This window comes from Aeromonas finlandensis (assembly GCF_000764645.1).
Classification (GTDB): Bacteria; Pseudomonadota; Gammaproteobacteria; order Enterobacterales; family Aeromonadaceae; genus Aeromonas; species Aeromonas finlandensis.
In genome coordinates, this window is record NZ_JRGK01000045.1 from 1 (window position 1) to 18832 (window position 18832).

At 59.9% G+C, this 18832-nt stretch carries 15 protein-coding genes; 8 read left to right on the forward strand and 7 right to left on the reverse strand.

Features of this window, described 5'->3' with window-relative positions:
• The 3 genes from LD28_RS0105970 to LD28_RS0105980 form a co-directional block, all read right to left on the reverse strand.
• Positions 1-904: histidine kinase (locus tag LD28_RS0105970; protein WP_033136093.1), on the reverse strand; the 904-nt coding region annotated here is incomplete at its 3' end.
• 17 nt (positions 905-921) lie between these two features.
• Entirely contained in the window at positions 922-2472 is a 1551-nt protein-coding gene (locus LD28_RS0105975) for an NAD-dependent malic enzyme (protein ID WP_033136094.1), read from the reverse strand.
• A 23-nt stretch (positions 2473-2495) separates the two neighbouring features.
• Positions 2496-3812 (reverse strand): 2-hydroxycarboxylate transporter family protein, encoded by a 1317-nt coding sequence (locus LD28_RS0105980; RefSeq protein WP_033136095.1) that lies wholly within the window; start codon positions 3810-3812, stop codon positions 2496-2498.
• Between the two features lie 1001 nt (positions 3813-4813).
• Between LD28_RS0105980 and slyA the strand changes: the two genes are divergently transcribed.
• The 3 genes from slyA to LD28_RS0105995 are packed head-to-tail and all read left to right on the forward strand — an operon-like array spanning position 4814 to position 7497.
• Positions 4814-5326 (forward strand): transcriptional regulator SlyA, encoded by a 513-nt coding sequence (gene slyA, locus LD28_RS0105985; protein ID WP_033136096.1) that lies wholly within the window; start codon positions 4814-4816, stop codon positions 5324-5326.
• A 1-nt stretch (position 5327) separates the two neighbouring features.
• Positions 5328-6383: an HlyD family secretion protein gene (locus LD28_RS0105990; protein WP_033136097.1), complete on the forward strand. Its 1056-nt coding sequence runs from the start codon at positions 5328-5330 to the stop codon at positions 6381-6383.
• Positions 6373-7497, forward strand: a complete 1125-nt coding sequence (locus LD28_RS0105995) for a DUF2955 domain-containing protein (protein WP_081959432.1) — start codon at positions 6373-6375, stop codon at positions 7495-7497. Before LD28_RS0105990 ends, LD28_RS0105995 begins: the two co-directional genes overlap by 11 nt.
• A gap of 102 nt (positions 7498-7599) precedes the next feature.
• On the opposite strand, the gene yidZ is transcribed toward LD28_RS0105995, so the two are convergent.
• Complete coding sequence (yidZ, locus tag LD28_RS0106000) at positions 7600-8577, reverse strand: HTH-type transcriptional regulator YidZ (protein WP_033136098.1); 978 nt, start codon at positions 8575-8577, stop codon at positions 7600-7602.
• Between the two features lie 18 nt (positions 8578-8595).
• Positions 8596-9768: an MFS transporter gene (locus tag LD28_RS0106005; protein ID WP_033136099.1), complete on the reverse strand. Its 1173-nt coding sequence runs from the start codon at positions 9766-9768 to the stop codon at positions 8596-8598.
• A gap of 349 nt (positions 9769-10117) precedes the next feature.
• Between LD28_RS0106005 and LD28_RS0106010 the strand changes: the two genes are divergently transcribed.
• Genes LD28_RS0106010 through LD28_RS0106020 form a run of 3 tightly spaced genes read left to right on the forward strand, consistent with a single transcriptional unit; the run spans position 10118 to position 14044 of the window.
• Entirely contained in the window at positions 10118-11047 is a 930-nt protein-coding gene (locus tag LD28_RS0106010; RefSeq protein WP_420911703.1) for an AAA family ATPase, read from the forward strand.
• On the forward strand, positions 11047-12042 hold the full coding sequence (locus LD28_RS0106015; protein WP_033136101.1) for a DUF58 domain-containing protein: 996 nt from the start codon (positions 11047-11049) through the stop codon (positions 12040-12042). The genes LD28_RS0106010 and LD28_RS0106015 overlap by 1 nt, the downstream gene beginning before the upstream one ends.
• Positions 12029-14044 carry a transglutaminase TgpA family protein gene (locus tag LD28_RS0106020; RefSeq protein ID WP_033136102.1) on the forward strand — a complete coding sequence of 672 codons (2016 nt, stop codon included), beginning with the start codon at positions 12029-12031 and terminating at the stop codon, positions 14042-14044. The genes LD28_RS0106015 and LD28_RS0106020 overlap by 14 nt, the downstream gene beginning before the upstream one ends.
• A gap of 74 nt (positions 14045-14118) precedes the next feature.
• Here LD28_RS0106020 and LD28_RS0106025 read toward each other — a convergent pair whose 3' ends face one another.
• Complete coding sequence (locus LD28_RS0106025) at positions 14119-15549, reverse strand: alanine/glycine:cation symporter family protein (protein WP_033136103.1); 1431 nt, start codon at positions 15547-15549, stop codon at positions 14119-14121.
• A gap of 701 nt (positions 15550-16250) precedes the next feature.
• Between LD28_RS0106025 and tal the strand changes: the two genes are divergently transcribed.
• The gene (gene tal / locus LD28_RS0106030; protein WP_033136104.1) at positions 16251-17201 is read left to right on the forward strand and encodes a transaldolase; all 951 of its coding nucleotides are present in this window, start codon (positions 16251-16253) and stop codon (positions 17199-17201) included.
• Between the two features lie 160 nt (positions 17202-17361).
• On the forward strand, positions 17362-17544 hold the full coding sequence (locus LD28_RS0106035) for a DUF3545 family protein (protein ID WP_005338547.1): 183 nt from the start codon (positions 17362-17364) through the stop codon (positions 17542-17544).
• A gap of 334 nt (positions 17545-17878) precedes the next feature.
• On the opposite strand, the gene accA is transcribed toward LD28_RS0106035, so the two are convergent.
• Entirely contained in the window at positions 17879-18829 is a 951-nt protein-coding gene (gene accA / locus LD28_RS0106040) for an acetyl-CoA carboxylase carboxyl transferase subunit alpha (protein ID WP_005338549.1), read from the reverse strand.
• Positions 18830-18832: the final 3 nt, after the last annotated feature.

Genomic DNA, 18832 nt, shown 5'->3' on the forward strand with positions numbered 1-18832 from the left:
TGAAGATCAGCAGTCGCCCCGGCTCCTTGCCATGAACCGCCTGCCAGCGTCCGACAAAGTCGTCCCCCTGAATGGTGAAGCTGATCTCACCCGCCTCCTGTGCCAGGCAGGGGGCAAGCGGTGGCACCAGCTCTGCCAGTGACTGTCCCTGCAAGGCGTGACGGCCGGGGCCGGGTAGCCGCAACTGATAGCTGGCCGTGCTGTTGATCATGTTGATGTTGCCGCGGCCATCGAGGGCAATCACCCCTTCGGTGATGTGCTCCAGCACCAGATCCTGCAGGGTGAAGCGGCGGACGATCGCCTCCGGCTCCAGATCGAGCAGGGTCTTGCGCAGCAGGTATTGCACCCAGAGCGCCAGCAGCAGGCCGCACCCCAACACGGCACCGATGGCGCAGATGAGCAGGGCGACCCGCTCCATGTAGATGCCCTCCACCTTCTGCATCAGATAGCCGACCACCACAGCCCCCATGGTGCGGCCATCCGCCCCCAGCACCGGCGAGAAGCAGCGGATCGCCAGCCCCATGGTGCCCCGATCCTTGGAGCAGTAGCTGCGCCGCTCCTGCAGCGCGGGCCAGATATCCTCACCACGGAATTTCTGCCCCACCAGCTCCGGCTTGGGATGGCTGAGGCGGCGGCCATGCTCGTCGGTCACCACCATATAGGTGGCGTCGGTGCGGCTGCAGATCCCCTCCACATAGTCCCGCAGTGTCGGGTCGCGCCCATGCTGCAAAGCCGATACCACCCGGGTATCGGCCGCCAGAATGCGAGCCAGATCGCTCCCTTTCTCCTCCAGATTGCTCTCCAGCAGATGGCGGATAAAGAGGGCGAGCAGGCTGCCCAAAATGATGATCAGCAGCAGGGAGAGCCCAAGAGAGAGGGTGACCAGCTGATGGCGAAGTTTCATGCACATACCTTAAAACATCAGGACGCCACCCAATAGTGCGGATGCCACCAGGTCTGGTCAATCAAAGGAGCCGGATCACCGGCAAAATCGGCCAATCCCTCCTCTCTGGCAACCAGTGCCACCGCTCTGGCGACCGCGCGGGCCACCTCTCCCACCTGTTCGATGGGGGGCAGCAACCGACCCGCCAGCAGTGGGTAAGCACCGACCGCCCGCACCGCAGCCAGCAACATGCCATCGCTGATGCGACGCGCCTTGACCGCGCAGGCCCCCAGACCAATCCCCGGGAAGACATAAACATTGTTGCACTGGGAGACCACTCGCCGCTCCCCTGCCACCGTCACCGGCGCAAAGGGGCTGCCGGTCGCCAGCAGAGCGCGGCCTGCGGTAGCCTCCCACACCTGCTCGGGGGTGGCCTCGGCGCTGCGGGTCGGGTTGGAGAGCGGCAGGATCACCGGCTGCGCACACACCTCCCCCATCGCCTGCAGCACCTCGCGGGTAAAGAGGCCGCCCTGACCGCTCACCCCAATCAACACCGCCGGGCGCACCTGGCGAATGGTCTCCAACAGTGAGCTATTGGCCTCGTTCACAGCGCGAGCAAACGGCTGCTGGGCGCGGGTCAGGGTGGGGCGATCATCACAGACCACCCCATCCTGATCAAACAGCCAGACGCCATCGCTGCCCTCCGCCAGCTGGGCCAGCATGGCGGCGATGCCGCAACCGGCCGAGCCGGCACCGACGATCAGCACGGATGCATCGCACAGGGCGGTGCCCGCCTGCTGCAAACCGGCCAGCACGCAGGCAGAAGCCACTGCCGCCGTCCCCTGAATGTCGTCGTTGAACATGCAGAGCTCGTCCCGATAGCGGGTCAGCAGGTTGGCGGCATGCTTGCCAGCAAAGTCTTCAAACTGCAGCACCACCTGCGGCCAACGCTTGCGAATGGCGGCCACCACCTTGTCCATGAAGTGGTAGTAGCTCTCGCCATCGATGCGCGGAGATTGCCAGCCGAGGTAGGAGTCATCCTCCAGCAGCTCGGGGTTGTTGGTGCCCACATCGACACAGAGCGGCAGGGTGCGGGCTGGGTTGATGCCGCCCGCGGCTGAGTAGAGCGCCAGCTTGCCGATGCAGATCCCCATGCCGCCGATGCCGAGATCGCCGAGCCCAAGCACCCGCTCGCCATCGGAGATGACGATCACGTCCACCTCCTGCTCCACCGACTCGAGAATGTCGTCCAGATCGTCCCGGTCGTGCCAGGAGAGGTAGAGGCCGTGGCTGCGCAGATAGAGATCGCTGTGGCGCTGGCACGCCTCCCCCACCACCGGGGTGTAGATGATCGGCAGCAGCTCCGGCAGGTGGTGGCGCACCAGATCGTAGAAGAGCACCGGGTTGTCCTCCTGCAGCTGGCGCAGCAGCAGATGCTGGTCAAACGGGCTCTGCATCGCGCTGACCAACCGGTAGATCCGACGCCGCTGCTGGGAGAGGGACTCCTCCTTGTGGGGCATGCGACCGCGTACACCCTGACGCTTGCGTTCTGCATAGGGCAGGCTGGTGCCCATCATGATGTCGTTCATCTTGTTTGTTCCTCAATCCGGTATCAGGCAAGCAGGGAGATAAGGGCGGTCGCCAAAATCAGCATCACGGCGCCGCCAAGGCGAGAGGAGATCTGGGCAAAGGGCATCAGCTTCATCCGCTGGGCCGCCGAGAGCACCGCCACATCGCCGGTGCCGCCCATGTTGGCCATGCAGAGTCCGCCAGTGATGGCCGCCTCGATGGGATAGAAGCCGATCATCTTGCCGACCAGCGCTGCGCCAAGGGCGCCACCAATCACGGTCACCAGCACCAGCACGAAGTAGCTGATGGAGAAGGCGCTGATCAGCTCGGGAATACTGGTGTAGGCGACGCCGATCCCCACCAGCAGCGAGGGGGTGAGGTTGCTCACCACAAACTGATACCAGTCGGCCGCCGCCTGCTCATAACGGCGCGGCAGCAGGCCGCTCACCTTGATAAAGGCGACCGCCAAAATCATCAGGGCAAAGGGGTGCATGGGGATAAAGTTGCCAAGCAGGGAGCCCAGCACAAACATGCTGGAGCTGATGAAAAGTCCCATGCCGAGACTCTGCAGGGTCGGCGCTTCGGCCTGCTCGTCAGCAATACTCTGGCTATTCTCTTTGACCATCAGCTTGCCGTTGCCGGTCAGGGAGGGGTAACGGCGACCAAGGCGCGCCAGCAGGGAGCCCACCAGAATCGCCAGGGTGTTGGCGATCACCACCGCTGGCACCATGCGTGACAACAGGTCAGCACTGGACATCTGCATCGGGCCGGAGAGGATCTCCACCAGTGGCACCGCCCCCGCCCCCATGCCGCCACCCATGATCGGCAGGCCGATCAGCAGCACGGCATTCTTGAAGCCGTAACCCATCAGGGAGCCGACGAAGCCAACACTCAGCAGTGCCAGCGCTACGCCACCGAGGATCACCGGCAGATAGCGCATGGCGGCGTTTTTCAGCAGGGCGCTGCTCATGCCAAACACCGAGCCGGTCACCAGACTGGCGATGAAGAAGTTGAGAAAGCCCCCCTCCTTCATAAAGTTGGTGATGACCTGCCCCGCCTGCACCGGCAGCAACTGGTACTCGAACAGGGCGGCGCCGCCGAAAATGGCAAGGATGGTGCCGCCACCCAGATATTCGCGGATCGGCATGATCCGCTCACCCAGCTCGGTCAGCAGAGTGCCCAGCACGAACATCAGCGCCAGCGCACCGACCATGCCCAGCGGCAGCGAACCATTCCAGCCGGAAAAGAGGACGCAGGTCGCCAGCCCGAGAAATATAAAGAGCGGCATACCGGCAATTTGGTGGCCGCCCATAAAAGCGGCCTTTTCTTGTGTGGTTTGTAGGGGTGAGAGGTTTTTCATTGTTATGGACTCTGCGTGTGATTGTGGCCGCTACTTTATTGATCCCCCGTGCCCCTGTCGGTTAGCCAGACTGCAAAGCCATATAAAAACATTAAAAACTTAAACATCATGGTGTTGCCAAAGTGCGCAGCGCAATAGATCACCACGCCATCGATACCCGACTAGGCCAGGAAATCGGGCTATAAAACGAGCGAGCCAAATAGCAGATATTTGGGTGATCAGCAGTAATAGCAACGTGATGATCTCTCGCCTTTTGGGAAATAACAGAGCCAGATGACAAACCCTGCGACCATTTATCCTCACAGATTCAGTGAGTGATAATCAGCGGGTAACATCATTACCATGACGTGAGCGCCACGGCAGGCCACATAAGGGTTTGTGCAAGCACACCAGAAGCGCACACGATGAAAAATGGTGAGAGGAGAGATGCAAGGAAGGGGGATGAAATAGTGATGAGTCAAGCCAGCGAATACCAGGGCACTGGCTTGAACTCACAAGGATCACACTCGGTCAGGTCTATTCTGCCAACAGCAATGGAATATTGGCGGGGTCAAAATCATGGCTGATATCGTTATTCTTACCGGGATGTTGACCACTGCTTCCCCGACTCGCACCATAATGTGACTCGGCACCACACTCCCCATCACTCAACAGCGTTTCAATTGCCAGATACACACATCCACTGTCATATCCATCCACAACCAGTTTCCCCCTTGTTTTATAACCCCATCAATATTAGCGGATAAAAAAAGAGCTGCTGGCTGAACCTGAAAATTTTATGAAAATAACCGCCAGATATCATCCATTCACGGCGCCATATCCAGAGCAAGGGGAAGAGATCCGATCAAGTCAATCTCGCAAATAATATAAAGGCTTCGAATGACACTCGCTCGTTCCCACGAAAGAGCCGACCAGAAATACGACGCACATCACACTATTTACTTAGCCTGCTAAACAAGTATGATGCTTAGCATGCTAAGTACATTGAAAATGAGACGAAGATGACGGATCTGGAAAGGTTGCGCGAGCTGTCGCTCGCCGAGCAGATAGCGCGGATGCACCGGCTATGGCGCACCGCCGCCGATCTGGAACTGGCGCCCCTTGGCTTGACCCATCCCCGCTGGACCGCGCTGTGGAAGCTCTCCCGCATGGGAAACCATGTCAGCCAGAAAACCCTGGCCGAAGCCCTAGAGATAGAGCTCCCCTCCCTGATGCGCACTCTGGGCCAGCTGGAAGAGCAGGGGCTGATCGAACGTCACTGCTGCAATCAGGACAAACGAGCCCGCATCGTCTGCGTGACCCCGGCCGGCCAGACCCTGCTCGATCAGATCGCCGACCGCATCATGAATATCCGCAGGGAGCTGCTGGGGGGCATTGACGAACAGACCCTGCAACAGTTTGAAGCCACGGTACAGCGGATCTCGGCCAATGCGCTCAACAAAATCGAACAGCACCACGACCGACCAGCCGGAGGCGATACAAGCCCTTCCGAGTCCAGCACAGAGAGAGAATAAGATGACCCCGGATCAACAATTTGCCCGCTGGATCAAATGGTCCATGGCAGGTTTTATCGCCCTCTTCGCCTACTTTATGGTCGCTGACCTGCTGATACCACTTACCCCCCAGGCGATGGCAACCAGGGCGGTGACCAAGCTGGCCCCCCAGGTCAACGGCAAGGTGATCGAGGTCGCAGTTCACAACAACCAGCGGGTCAAGAAAGGGGATCTGCTGTTTACGCTGGATCCGGTTCCCTTTGAACTGGAAGTGGAGCAAGCCCGGCTGGCATTGGCCCAAGCCGAACAGCAGAACCACGAACTGGATGCCGCCTTGACGGCCGCCGCTGCCGATATCAACGCCAAAGAGACGCTGGCCAGCCAGAAGCGACGGGAAGCGGAGCGGACAAATGCGCTGTTTCAGCGCCACATGGCCTCATTGCAACAAAAAGATGAGGCTGACAGTGCCCTGCACAGCGCGCAGGCCAACCTGCACGCAAGCCAGGCCAAGCTGGCCCAGCTCAAGGCTGGCCGTGGTGTGATGGGCGATGACAACCTGCTGCTGCGCCAAGCCCGCAACAAGCTGGCGCAAGCGGAGCTGGCGCTCACCTACAGTCAGGTTCATGCGGATCAAGACGGCATCATCACCAATCTGCAGCTCAAACCGGGCAGTATCGCCAGCACAGGCAGTCCGCTGCTGGCATTGGTATCGGAACAAGTCGATGTAATCGCCGATTTTCGAGAAAAAAGCTTGCGCCATGTTGGCGAAAACACCCAGGCACTGATTGCCTTTGATGGCGAGCCAGGCAAGCTCTACTCTGCCCGGGTGAGCAGTCTGGATGCAGGAGTAAGCGCCGGTCAATTTGATGCCAACGGTCGGCTGGCAACACCGGTGGAGTCGGATCGCTGGGTACGGGACGCCCAACGAATGCGTGTGCATCTGGAACTTGAGACGGTTCCGGATCATCTGCCGGCCGGTGCACGGGCGACGGTGCAACTGCTGCCCGACAATGCCCTGACCGCCATGTTGGCCCGTGCCCAGATCCATCTGCTCAGTCTGTTGCACTATGTCTATTAATTCGTCAGACAGTGCCAAAGTGGCGACGTCCACTACCGACGGGGTAGACCCACATCTCTGGTACAGACCCCTGACGACCAATGAACTGCGCAAGTGCCTGCGCATTGCCTTTGGCTGCACGACCGGATTTCTGCTCTGCAAGTTATGTGGCTGGAATTACGGTGTCTTCTACACAGTCACCCCGGTATTGCTACTGGGAATGGTACCTGTCATGAACGGGCATGCTGCGCGGCAAATTGTGGCAGCAGCGGCTGTGTGTGGTGTGGAGGTCGGTCTGCTGGGGGGTCTGTTCGGCACACACCCCACATTGATCACCCCCATCGCCTTTCTGCTGTTTTTCTATCGCTTTGCCGCCATGTCGCGAGGCAGCCTGTTTCTGTTCGGCGCTAACGGGGTGCTAAGCCTCAGCATCATGCTGCACTTTGCCAGCTACCAGCAAACCGACCTCAACGCGCTCGTCTTCAACAACATGAGGGCCAGCGTCCTGTCTGTGTTCATCGCCTACCTGATGGTCGCCCTGTTCCCCGATGTTGAAACCAAGTCAAAACCGGTGGCGCATGTCAAACAGCTCGCCCACGGCAAACATATCGTCCACAACAAAACACCTAACCGTATGCGCCATGAGGCACTACTGGGCGCCACGGTTGCCACCCTTTCATTTCTGGTCTTTCAAGTGCTTGATCTGCGCGACTCCATGTCTGCTCAGGCGGCTACCTTGCTGGTGCTGTTCCCGATGCACTGGAATGGGGCTCTGGGTGATGCCCGAAAGCGGGCGATGGGCACGTTGCTGGGAGTGGCCTTCGGCCTGTTCGGCCAGCTGGTGCTCTATGACTGGTCCGGTCAGCTACTACTGGTCGCCCCGCTGCTCTGGTTTGGCGCCATGCTGTTCGGCCATGCCCATGTCAAAGAGGCAAGGGGCTCCGGGGTCGGCTTTGGCGCCCTCACCACCCTCGGCATCCTGTTTGGCCAATACCTGGCTCCGGGCAACGATCTGGTATTCAGCGCCCTCTATCGGGTGAGCAGCATCCTGTTTGCCATCGTTGCCACCCTGCTGGCCTGCTATCTCGTACATCGGTTGCTTAACCGCTTTGAGGCAACCCGCTTCGGTCATTGATCTGCCTGGAACGTTACGCCAGTTGCGATGCGGCGTCGGCCATTTAACGACAGGCCGCCATGCCAACCAGGCATACCGTTTGGGGTAGCGGCGCTCATCCCGTTAACAGCGCACTCTATATTGCCCCGACTCATGGTTATAGAGCCCTCTTATCTCGTTGCGCAGCCACATCACCTTGGCATCCTGATTGTGCCGTTTGTGCCAGAGCAGAATAAAGGCGATCTCCAGTTGTTCATAGAGCGACTCGGGCAAAGGCAGCGGCATGGCGATCAGGTTGGGGTGGTGTTTGGCCGCATAACTGGCGCAATAGGAGGGAGCCACCGCAATCAGCTCATGGCTCGACTGGGAGGCAATATGCAGCGCTTGCTCGAAGCTGGATACCATGATGGGCACCTCCCGCTTCAGCCCTTCATCCTCCAGCAGACTGTCGAGGGCCCAGGTATCGTTCGCTTCCCACACCATGCTGATCTGGGGGCTGGCCAGAAAGTTCTCCAGCGACCACTTCTGCTGGAGCAATGGGTGATCCTTGCGCAGAAAGACCACCGGGCGATCGGTAAACAGCACCTCGTGATCGATGTAGTAGGGCAACCGGTTCACCTTGGCCCGGGAGCGGCCATGGGTCTCACGGGCACAAAAGCCGAGATCCGCATCGCCGTTGACGATGTCGTTGAGAGAGTGGTGATCCCATCCCAGCATCCTGACCACTGAGTTGGGGTACTTCTGGTAGATGGTCATCGGCAGATCGCTCAGGAAACTGATGTAGAAGGGGGACTCCATCACCAGACTGAAGCGGGCACCGTCAGGAATCGCCTCGCTATTGAGCGAGGTGATGCTGTCGGTGAGCTGGAACCAGACTTTTAGCTCCTCTTCCAGAGTCAGGGAGAGATTGGTCGGCTGCAACCCCTGCCGCACCCGTACAAACAGGGGATCGTCAAACCACTCCCTCAGCTTGGCGAGGGATTTGCTCACCGCAGAGGGGGTAACACAGAGCTTTTTGGCCGCCCCTGCCACACTGCGCTCCTGCATCAGGTACTTGAAGATCACCAGCAGGTTTAAATCGAGTTCACTCAGGTTGCGCATATCCCCTCTCATTGTTCGTTATCCCCGCGACCGCGTTTCGCGAAGCGCAAGCCATGGTACCAGCCCTTTGACGGCCAGGTAACTGAACAGGGCCAGCAACAGGGCATAGAACAGCATCTCGGACGGGGTGAAGCCAAGGTGGCCCAACAGCCAGATATAGAGACCGGAGAGGCTGATCTGCATGATGCAGAGCACGGCGCTGGCGAACGCCACATTGTGCTGGCAACCATCGAGCGCCTCCCCCATCGCCACCCCGAAACCGCAGGAGAACCCGACACAGACCAGGGCAAATCCCGGCAGCAGCAAGTGGACATCCCCCCCCACTTGCCAGCTGCCGAGCAGGATGCACGCCGCCAGCAGATAGGCCAGATGGGATACGGCCAGCACCTTCTGCTTACCCAGCCAGCGCAGCAGCAGCGGCGTCAGGAAGGAGGTGGACATGCTCACTCCGGCCATCACCATCATCACGATGGAGTACTGCTCGGGGGTGAAGCCAAACTCCTTCATCAGGATCAGCGGTGAGACGCTGACATAGACCAGAATGGCGGTCACACTGGCACTGGTCAGCAGGGAGAGCAGCATAAAACGCGGCGAGCGCAGCAGGGCAAACGGCAGCGCCGCACCACTGTCCGGTTGCCGGGCAGGGCGGGTCTCCTTGAGCAGCAGCAAGTTCACCAAACCGCTGACAGCCGCCACCAGCGCCATCGCCATGAAGATCCCGCGCCAGTCGAAGCGGGACAGGATGAGATAACCAAGCACCGGCGCCAGCACCGGGATCACGCAGATCACCCCGTTGATCATCGAGAGCGCCATCGCCAGCCGCTCCTGACTCAACACATCCCGCAGCACGGTAAAGGTCATGATATAGAGCGCCCCCGCCCCGACCCCCTGCCAGAAACGGCCGAAATAGAACTGGCTGATCCCCGCCGCATTGGCCGCCACCAGCGAGGCTATGACAAAGATGAGCGCGCCTCCGAGCACCACCCAGCGCCGCCCGTAGCGATCCGCAATGATCCCCCCCAGCAGCACGGTGGCCGCCATGCCGAACAGATAGATGGAGAAGGCGGTGTGGATCTGCGCCTCGCTCGCCTGCAGGGTATCGGCAATCTTGGGCACCGCCACCAGATAGAGATCGATTCCGACCGGATAGAGGATGATCATCAGAAAACTGCACAACAGGAAGATACGCATGGATGCTCCATAACAGATTGGCCCGACAGCACTGGCCAGATGGTGGCAACAAGCGAAAAGTGTGGGCGGGGCCAAGGTGGTCACAAAGGTAGCAACGCAGCGCGTTGCAATGGGGGCAACTATATGGGCGCCCACCGGCCGTACCTAGTGAAGAGATGGCGATCGGTACATTCCTGCCAGGAAATATCATGTTGAGTCACGTGCCTGAGCGGCCATATTGAATCGACCAGACACAGCAATAAACCGGGTCGCCTCCCGCTCATGGCCATCACTTTTACCGCCCGTCAGTTATCCGCCTTCGCCCTTGCGGGCGTATAAGCTGTAGGGGCGACGGATACAGGGAATATGTATGAAGGGAATGAAGAGAGAAGAGCAGATTGCCGGGCTGCTGGCGGCACTGGAGCGAGTCATTCTGGGCAAGCCGCTGCAACTGAAAATCGCGCTGGTGACGCTGCTGGCGCGCGGTCATCTGCTGATCGAGGATCTGCCCGGCATGGGCAAGACCACTCTGGCACACGCGCTGGCGCAGGTGCTGGGGCTGGCATGCAGGCGGATGCAGTTCACCGCAGATCTGCTGCCCGCCGACCTGTTGGGGTTGCAGATCTTCGACCCCCAGCAGCAAACATTTCGCTTTCACCCCGGCCCCATCTTCACCCAGGTGCTGCTGGCGGACGAGATCAACCGCGCCAGCCCCAAGGTGCAGAGCGCCCTGCTGGAGGCGATGGCCGAGGGCAAGGTGAGCATCGAGGGCCACACCCATCCCCTCCCCGATCCATTTTTCGTCATCGCCACCCAGAACCCGGCGGATCAGGCAGGCACCTATCCGCTGCCGGAGTCCCAGCTTGATCGCTTCGCCGTGCGGCTCTCTCTTGGTTTTCCGCCACGAGAGGCGGAGCGCCAGCTGCTGCGCGGCCACCAGCCGAGTGGCCCATTGCCCGCCATGCTGGATGCCGCCGGACTCGCCGCCTTGCAAAGCGAAGGGGATGCCATCCATGTTTCAGAGGCCACCCTCGACTACCTGCTGACGCTGGTGCAGCAGAGCCGCTTTGATAGGGATCTGCCACAGCCCCTCTCCCCCCGGGCGGCCCAGACCTTGCTGGCGGTGAGCCGGGCCTGGGCGCTGGTGGCGGGACGGCGCTTCGTCACGGTAGAGGATGTGCAGGCAGTCTTCCCCTATGTGGCCGAGCATCGGCTGCGGGGCAGCTTCGGGGTGCAGCACGGCGAAGCCTGTCCCCTGAGCCAGCGGCTGCTGGCCAGGGTCGATCCGGACAATCCCTGATGAGCACCTTGCTCACCCGCTGGCAGCAGTGGCGAGCCCGCTGGCAAGGGCGCTGGCTCGATCGCCGCATCCCCCCGGCCCGCCAGATCACGCTGGGGACCCACAGCCTCTTTATCCTTCCCACCCGCATGGGACTGCTCTATCTGCTGGTGCTGCTCGCCATCTATCTGCTCGGCACCAACTACCAGAACAATCTGGTGCTGATGGTGGCCTACTGCCTTGGCAGCCTGTTTATGGCCGCCATGTGGCTCACCCATCGCAACCTGCTGGGGCTGGAGTTGCTGGGGGGCACGCTGGTGCTGGGGGAAGCGGGCAGCCAGTTGCCCATTCGGTTTACGGTACAAAGCCCGCGCCCGGTGCTGGCACTGCGCTTTAGCCTCAACGAAGGCACCCTCTGGCTGGCCCGAGCCGACTCTGTGCCCCGTACCTTGATCCTGCCGGTATTGGGCTCGCGCCGTGGGCCACTGCCCCTTGGCCGAGTGCGGGTCGAGAGCCGCTACCCCCTCGGCCTGTTTCGCTGCTGGTCCCTGCTGGATCTGCAGTTGGAGGGCTGGCTTGCCCCCAAACCGGAGTACGGAGCGCTGAGGGGGGAAGCGTCGGGTGACAACAAGGGTCATCAGGGCCAGCCCGCTCCGGCCCCCCTCGGCGACTTCGATACCCTGCGGGCACACCAAGCCGGCGAGCCACTGAGCCGCATCGCCTGGAAGCAACTTGCCCAAGGGCGTGGCCTGCTGACCAAGCAGTTCAATGAACCGCAACAGGATGACAATCACCTCACCTTGCCGCGGGTCGCGGGCGGGGATCTGGAGCAGCGGCTGGCGGTGCTGGCCTGGTGGTGCACCGATTACGGCAAGCGGGGCATCCCCTTCACCCTGACGCTGGCCAACCAGACACTGGGGCCCGATAGCGGCGCCGCCTTTGTGCAGCGCTGCCTGCTGGCACTGGCCCGATCCGATGCCAAGCCACCGAAGAGCACGCCGGATGCTACTCGATAACCGCCGCCTGCTGCCGCTCATCGCCCTGCAACAGCTGCTGCTGGTCGCGGTGCTCTGGCCCCAGTTGCAGCTCTGGGTGGTGACGGTGGGCGCCATCACCCTCGGCGTCCGGGCCATGATGCTGTGGCGCGGCTGGCCGCCCCTTCCTGCCCGCTGGTTGGCGCTGCTGGCCATCACTACCGTGGTGTTGCTGGGGTTGCAGTGGCGCGGCTTGGGCACCCTGCCTGCCCTGATCAATCTGCTCTGGCTCGGCTATGGCCTGAAGATGATCGAGGTGCGGCGCGAACGGGATATCGAGCTGGTGCTGCTGCTCGCCTTCTTTCTCATCGCGCTGGCGCTGGTGCAGCGACAAAGCATCGGCTGGACGGCCGGGATGGCAGTGGCGCTCTGGCTGGCAGTGACCACGCTGGTGGCCGCCATCGCCCCCGAACAGAAACGGCCGTGGCGCAGTGCGGGCGGCGCCCTGCTGCTGGCGCTTCCCCTGCTTATCACTCTGTTTTTGCTGCTGCCAAGACTCCCGCCCCTCTGGCAGATGCCCACCACCAGCCGCGCCCTGTCGGGGCTGGCGGAAGAGGTTGCCCCCGGCGATATCAGCGAACTGGTCAACTCATCGGAACTGGCCTTTCGCGTTACCTTTGCCGATGGCCCGCCCCCTGCCCGCGAGCGCTACTTTCCGGTGATGCGGCAGGAGGTTTTCGATGGCCAGCGCTGGCTGCTGAGCCCCGAGGTCAAGGCATGGCAGCAGACTGTGCCGGTGCAAACCGGGCTCACCCTTCTGGCGTCATCTTCACAGGCAAACAATCAACGGGCAGATAGCCCGTTGCCAGCCGGAAGCTACGAGGTGATCGCCGAGCCCCAGCGCCACCGCTGGGCCTTTGCTCTGAGTGAACCGCGCCTGCTGGCGGGCCCGGTGCTGCTCACCCCCATAGATACCCTCTATCGTCAGGGGAGTGGCGAGGTGGCGATCCGCTATCGCATCGCCCAAAGCGAAGCGCAGCCAGAGGAGAACCGCCAAGCCGCTCAGCGCAACCTGCAACTGCCAGCCGGGGGCAATCCAAGAGCGCGAGCCTATGGCCAAGAGTTGGCCACGCGCTATCCGGATCGCAGCGCGCTGGTCGCCGTCCTGCTCGAACAGTTTCGCAGCCAACCCTATTACTACACCCTGACCCCGCCACGACTTGGCAGTGACGGGGTGGATGAGTTCCTGTTCGATACCCGGCGCGGCTTTTGTGGTCACTACGCCATGGCGACCGCCTTCATGCTGCGCGCCGCGGGCATTCCGGCACGGCTGGTCACCGGTTATCTCGGCGGCGAGTGGAATCCCACTGGCAACTATCTGGCGGTACACCAGTTCGATGCTCACGCCTGGGTGGAGTATCTCGATGAAAGTGGCGCATGGCGGCGAGCCGATCCCACCGCAGCGGTGGCGCCGGAGCGCATTGAGGGTGGGGTGACAGAGGCCCTGAACGACGAGTTTACCGCTGCCGATCCCCTCTCTTTGCAGCGTTATCGCCAATGGGCCCTGCTCAATCAGTTGCGCTGGTGGGGCAGCAATATCGACTATCAGTGGAGCCGCTGGGTGATCGGCCACGATGCCGGTCAGCTTTGGCAGCAAATCGGCCTGCGCTGGCCTGCACTGGCGGGGCATACCCACTGGTTGATCCTCGCCAGCCTGATGCTGGTCGCCCTGCTGGTGAGCCTGCCCCTGCTGTTGCCCGCCCGTCTGCCGCCAGAGCGGCGCATCTGGCAACCCCTGCTCAAACGGGGTAAACGCAGCGGCTATCCCCCAGAGCCCGCCGAGAGCATGGGGGCATGGTGCGAGCGGCTGGCACAGCTGCGCCCCGACCTTGCCCACGCCTTGTTGCAGGCCGCCTGGCTCTATCGACTCTGGCGTTATGCCCCCCTCAGCGAACGGCAACAACGGCGCAGCTGGCGCCAGTTGCAACGGCGTATCAGACAACTCGTGCAGCGCTGGGATCAACAGTCAAAGAGCGCACCATAAAAGAAGGGGGGAGCCACTGGCTCCCCCCTAGGTTTGACTCAAGAGGTTTGACTCAAGGTCTGACTCACCACTTGTTATTTTTTGGTCGGATTGTCCCAAATACCCTCTTCCAGCTGGGAGCGGATCTCGGGGTACTTGTTGGCATCGAAAGTAGGCACCTTGCCCAGCTTGAGCTGATCGTTGTAATCCTTGGCCAGTTTGATGGCGACGCCGGAGAGCAGCAGGATCGCCACCAGGTTGACGATGGCCATCAGCCCCATGGAGACATCCGCCATCGCCCACACAATCGGCAACTCACCCACGGCACCGAACATCACCATCCCCAGCACGAACACCCGGAACAGCATCAGGCCGCCCTTGTGGTTGTGCTCGAGGAACACCAGATTGGTCTCGGCATAGGAGTAGTTCGCCACGATAGAGGTGAAGGCGAAGAAGAAGATGGCCGCAGCAATGAAGATGTTGCCACCGCTACCAATCTGGGAGGAGAGCGCCCGTTGGGTCAGCTCGACACCGGTCACACCGGAGCCCGGCTCAAACTGACCGGACATCAGGATGATAGCAGCGGTACAGCTACAGATAACAATAGTGTCCATAAAGACCCCCAGCATCTGCACATAACCCTGAGAGGCGGGATGGGGCGGATAAGGGGTCGCCGTTGCGGCTGCATTGGGAGCAGAACCCATCCCCGCTTCGTTGGAGAAGAGACCGCGCTTGATACCGTTGATCATCGCTTGGGAGATAGCGTAACCCAGCGCACCGGAGCCAGCCTGCTCAATCCCGAAGGCGGACTTGATGATCAGCATCATCACGTGAGGCAGCTCGGTGATATTGATGGCCACGATGACCAGCGCCAGCAAGATATAAGCCAGCGCCATAAAGGGCACCACCAGCTCGGCAAAACGGGCGATGCCGCGAATACCGCCAAAGATGATGAGGCCGGAGAGCGCCACCAGCGCCAGACCGCTGACCCAGTCAGGAATACCGAAAGCGACCTTCATCGCCAGGCTGATGGAGTTGGCCTGCACCGCATTGAACACCAGACCAAATGCCAGGATCAGGCAGAGCGAAAACAGCACCCCCATCCAGCGCATGCCAAGGCCTTTTTCCATGTAGTAGGCGGGGCCGCCACGGTAGTTGCCATCCTCATCCTTGACCTTGTAGAGCTGGGCAAGAGTGCTTTCGACGAAGGCGGTCGCCATGCCGATAAAGGCGATCAGCCACATCCAGAAGATGGCGCCGGGGCCACCCAGATAGATGGCGACGGCGACACCGGCCAGGTTACCGGTACCGACACGGGCAGCAAGACTGGTGCAAAGTGCCTGGAAAGAGGAGATGCCCGCGTTGTCCGATTTGCGGCTGTTTCTCAGCACGGAGAACATGTGGCCAAAGTGACGGATCTGGATAAAACCCAGTCTGAAGGTGAAAAAGATCCCGACCCCGATGAGCAGGTAGATGAGCACGGCTCCCCACATCAGGTCGTTTAGCATCGCAATCAAGGTGTCCATAATTCTCTCGTTGTTATTCACATCCATGGTCAGTCTGCGCTGACCGTTTTCTGTCTGTCGTTTAATTAGCGTTTCGCTAAAGGGGCGGAATCTAGCACAGCGGAAGAGCCCGGAATAGTGATCCCGATCACTGCGGACACAAAAAACGAACGGCAAAAGGCCATAAAGCTCCATTTAAATCGCAAACTTTCAACAAATCCAATAATTTAATCAAACCAGCCACTATAAAGCTCCATAAGAGAACCATTTTGGTATGCACCTGATGCGTTATCCAAAAACGCAAACGCTTGCATGAAATGGGTTTCAAACATGGTTATTTCGCCAAACGTTTTCGCTGTAATTAAATTTCAAGTGTGTATCAGGATAATTTATGTGATCGATGACTCAAATATGGATATTGGCTAAAAAAGTTGAGCAGGAAGCAAACCGGAAAAGTCTTGTTGAAAAGGATAAAAACCCTTATTAATCATATAGTTTTGTCTGTTAGAACGGAATAATTCGAGAGTCTGAATATTTAACAGCCAAGTGCCCCTATTGCAGGATGCACCACATAAGTATTAATTAGGCAGGCAATGACGATGGGCCACCCCCATCGCGCTTTTCTGAGCCTGAGGCACCAAGATCCTGTAATTTTATTTCAGAACCACCGTCTCAAGCCCGCAACCCAGGGATGACTCCCTCATTAAGAGATGATATTCGCTATGGCCGATAAATTAACCCAGCTGAAAGCCCTGACCACTGTTGTTGCCGACACCGGTGATATCGAAGCCATCAAACGCTATCAGCCCATCGATGCCACCACCAACCCCTCTCTGGTTCTGAAGGCCTCCGAGATCCCCGAGTATGCTCCGCTGATCGAAGACGCCATCAACTGGGCCAAAGCCCAGAGCCAGGACAAGGCACAGCAAATCATCGACGCGGGCGACAAGCTGGCCGTCAACATCGGTCTGGAAGTACTGAAGATCGTTCCGGGCCGTATCTCTACCGAAGTGGATGCCCGCCTCTCCTTCGATACCGCTGCCAGCATCGCCAAAGCGCGCAAGCTGATCCGCCTTTACAACGAAGCAGGTATCAGCAACGACCGCATTCTGATCAAGCTGGCCTCCACCTGGGAAGGGATCCGTGCCGCCGAGGTACTGGAGAAAGAGGGTATCCAGTGCAACCTGACCCTGCTGTTCTCCTTCGCCCAGGCCCGTGCCTGTGCCGAAGCCGGTGCCTTCCTGATCTCCCCGTTCGTGGGTCGCATCCTCGACTGGTACAAGGCCAAACACAACCGTGACTACACCGCCAGCGAAGATCCGGGCGTGGTCTCTGTCACCGCCATCTACGACTACTACAAGCAGCACGACTACCCGACCGTGGTCATGGGCGCCAGCTTCCGCAACACCGGCGAGATCCTGGAACTGGCCGGTTGCGACCGCCTGACCATTGGCCCAGCCCTGCTGGAAGAGCTGAGCAAAACCGAAGGCTCCGTGGTACGCAAACTGGACTACACCGGTGAGCGTAAAGCGAAACCGACCCCGATGAGCGAAGCCGAATTCCGCTGGGAACTGAACCAGGACGCCATGGCTCACGAGAAGCTGGGCGAAGGCATCCGCATGTTCGCCATCGACCAGGGCAAGCTGGAAACCATGCTGGCAAGCCGCCTGTAATCGGTTCTTTTTTCTGATAAAAACCGGGCCCCTACCAAGGGGCCCGGTTTTTTTTCATGGGCTTTTTTAGCTTTGTCATAGAGTCGTCACGAAAACGTTTTAATTTCGAATTCGTTATGTTATACGGGTGGTGAAAACGATAAAAACCAAGGAGGGAGCCATGGAAATGTTCAACTTCGATTATGACGAGGTGGTTGAACTCGGTTCGCGTAGCCGCGGGACAACGGGAAAAAAACGTAAATGGCGTGAAATCGAGGCGTTGAAAGACAAACACCGCCTGCAGAAGGAGCTGCAATCCATCGATATCGCCTATGAAGGTCTTACAGACGAGATTGAACTGTAATACCACCAGACACCTGTAAAAGCGCCCCGCACAGCCGGGCGCTTTTTTATGCCTCAAGCTAGGTGATAAAGCGGCTGCTCATGCCGCCACGAGCGATGCCACGGGATGCTGAAGACAAGAGACAGACAGGCTACAGACAAAGCGTCCACACTCCTCTTCCAGCCCCCTGACAGCCATCGCCAACAGCGTGGCATACCAACCCCTCCCCTCACCCGCCCATGCAGAGCTGCGCCGTTTCAGGGCGCGTCAGGGTAATCACCGCAAGACAGGTGATCAGCAATAAAAAGCCCCCGTCGATGACGGGGGCCTGAATGCTCGGGGTTGACGGCTGCGCTTAGCAGTAGCCGTAACCCAGCAGACGCTGGTAGCGCTGCTCCAGCAGTTGCTCGGTATCGAGCGGACGCAGGGCGTCCAGATCCTGCTTGATGCGGGCCTTGAGGTTTTTGGCCATCTTCTCCACATCGCGGTGGGCACCACCGAGGGGCTCGTCGATCACGTGGTCGATCAGCTTGAGCTCTTTCAGACGCTGGGCAGTGATCCCCATCGCTTCGGCCGCCACAGAAGCCTTGTCGGCGCTCTTCCACAGGATGGAGGCACACCCTTCCGGCGAGATGACGGAGTAGGTGGAGTACTGCAGCATGTTGACGCGGTCACCCACGCCAATGGCCAGCGCACCACCGGAGCCGCCCTCACCGATCACGGTGCAGACCACCGGCACGGTCAGACCTGCCATCACTTTCAGGTTGCGGGCAATCGCTTCGGACTGGCCACGCTCTTCGGCACCGACGCCCGGGTAGGCGCCCGGGGTGTCGATAAAGGTGATGATCGGCATCTTGAAGCGCTCGGCCATCTCCATCAGACGCAGGGCCTTGCGGTATCCTTCCGGACGCGGCATGCCGAAGTTGCGCTTGATCTTCTCTTTGGTCTCGCGACCCTTCTGGTGACCAATCACCATCACCGGCTCACCGTCGAGACGGGCGATGCCGCCGACGATAGCCTTGTCATCGGCATAGGCGCGATCGCCAGCCAACTCGTCGAAATCGGTGAAGATATGCTCGATATAGTCAAAGGTGTAGGGGCGCTGGGGATGACGCGCCATCTGGGATACCTGCCAGGCACCCAGATCACCGAAGATCTTCTTGGTCAGCTCTTCGTTTTTCTTCTCCAGCCGGCGGATCTCGTCTTTCAGATCCACGGCGTGATTGCCTTCACTCACATGTTTGAGTTCATCAATCTGCGCCTGCAACTCAGCAATCGGCTGTTCAAAATCCAGAAAAAGACTCATAGG

Excerpts from the sequence above, each read along its gene's own strand:
- LD28_RS0105975 (WP_033136094.1), bottom strand. The coding sequence starts at position 2,472 with ATGAACGACATCATGATGGGCACCAGCCTGCCCTATGCAGAACGCAAG.
- LD28_RS0106035 (WP_005338547.1), top strand. The coding sequence starts at position 17,362 with ATGGAAATGTTCAACTTCGATTATGACGAGGTGGTTGAACTCGGTTCG.
- LD28_RS0106010 (WP_420911703.1), top strand. The coding sequence starts at position 10,118 with ATGAAGGGAATGAAGAGAGAAGAGCAGATTGCCGGGCTGCTGGCGGCA.
- yidZ (WP_033136098.1), bottom strand. The coding sequence starts at position 8,577 with ATGCGCAACCTGAGTGAACTCGATTTAAACCTGCTGGTGATCTTCAAG.
- tal (WP_033136104.1), top strand. The coding sequence starts at position 16,251 with ATGGCCGATAAATTAACCCAGCTGAAAGCCCTGACCACTGTTGTTGCC.
- LD28_RS0105995 (WP_081959432.1), top strand. The coding sequence starts at position 6,373 with ATGTCTATTAATTCGTCAGACAGTGCCAAAGTGGCGACGTCCACTACC.
- LD28_RS0105980 (WP_033136095.1), bottom strand. The coding sequence starts at position 3,812 with ATGAAAAACCTCTCACCCCTACAAACCACACAAGAAAAGGCCGCTTTT.
- LD28_RS0106020 (WP_033136102.1), top strand. The coding sequence starts at position 12,029 with ATGCTACTCGATAACCGCCGCCTGCTGCCGCTCATCGCCCTGCAACAG.
- LD28_RS0106025 (WP_033136103.1), bottom strand. The coding sequence starts at position 15,549 with ATGGACACCTTGATTGCGATGCTAAACGACCTGATGTGGGGAGCCGTG.
- slyA (WP_033136096.1), top strand. The coding sequence starts at position 4,814 with ATGACGGATCTGGAAAGGTTGCGCGAGCTGTCGCTCGCCGAGCAGATA.
- accA (WP_005338549.1), bottom strand. The coding sequence starts at position 18,829 with ATGAGTCTTTTTCTGGATTTTGAACAGCCGATTGCTGAGTTGCAGGCG.
- LD28_RS0106015 (WP_033136101.1), top strand. The coding sequence starts at position 11,047 with ATGAGCACCTTGCTCACCCGCTGGCAGCAGTGGCGAGCCCGCTGGCAA.
- LD28_RS0105990 (WP_033136097.1), top strand. The coding sequence starts at position 5,328 with ATGACCCCGGATCAACAATTTGCCCGCTGGATCAAATGGTCCATGGCA.
- LD28_RS0106005 (WP_033136099.1), bottom strand. The coding sequence starts at position 9,768 with ATGCGTATCTTCCTGTTGTGCAGTTTTCTGATGATCATCCTCTATCCG.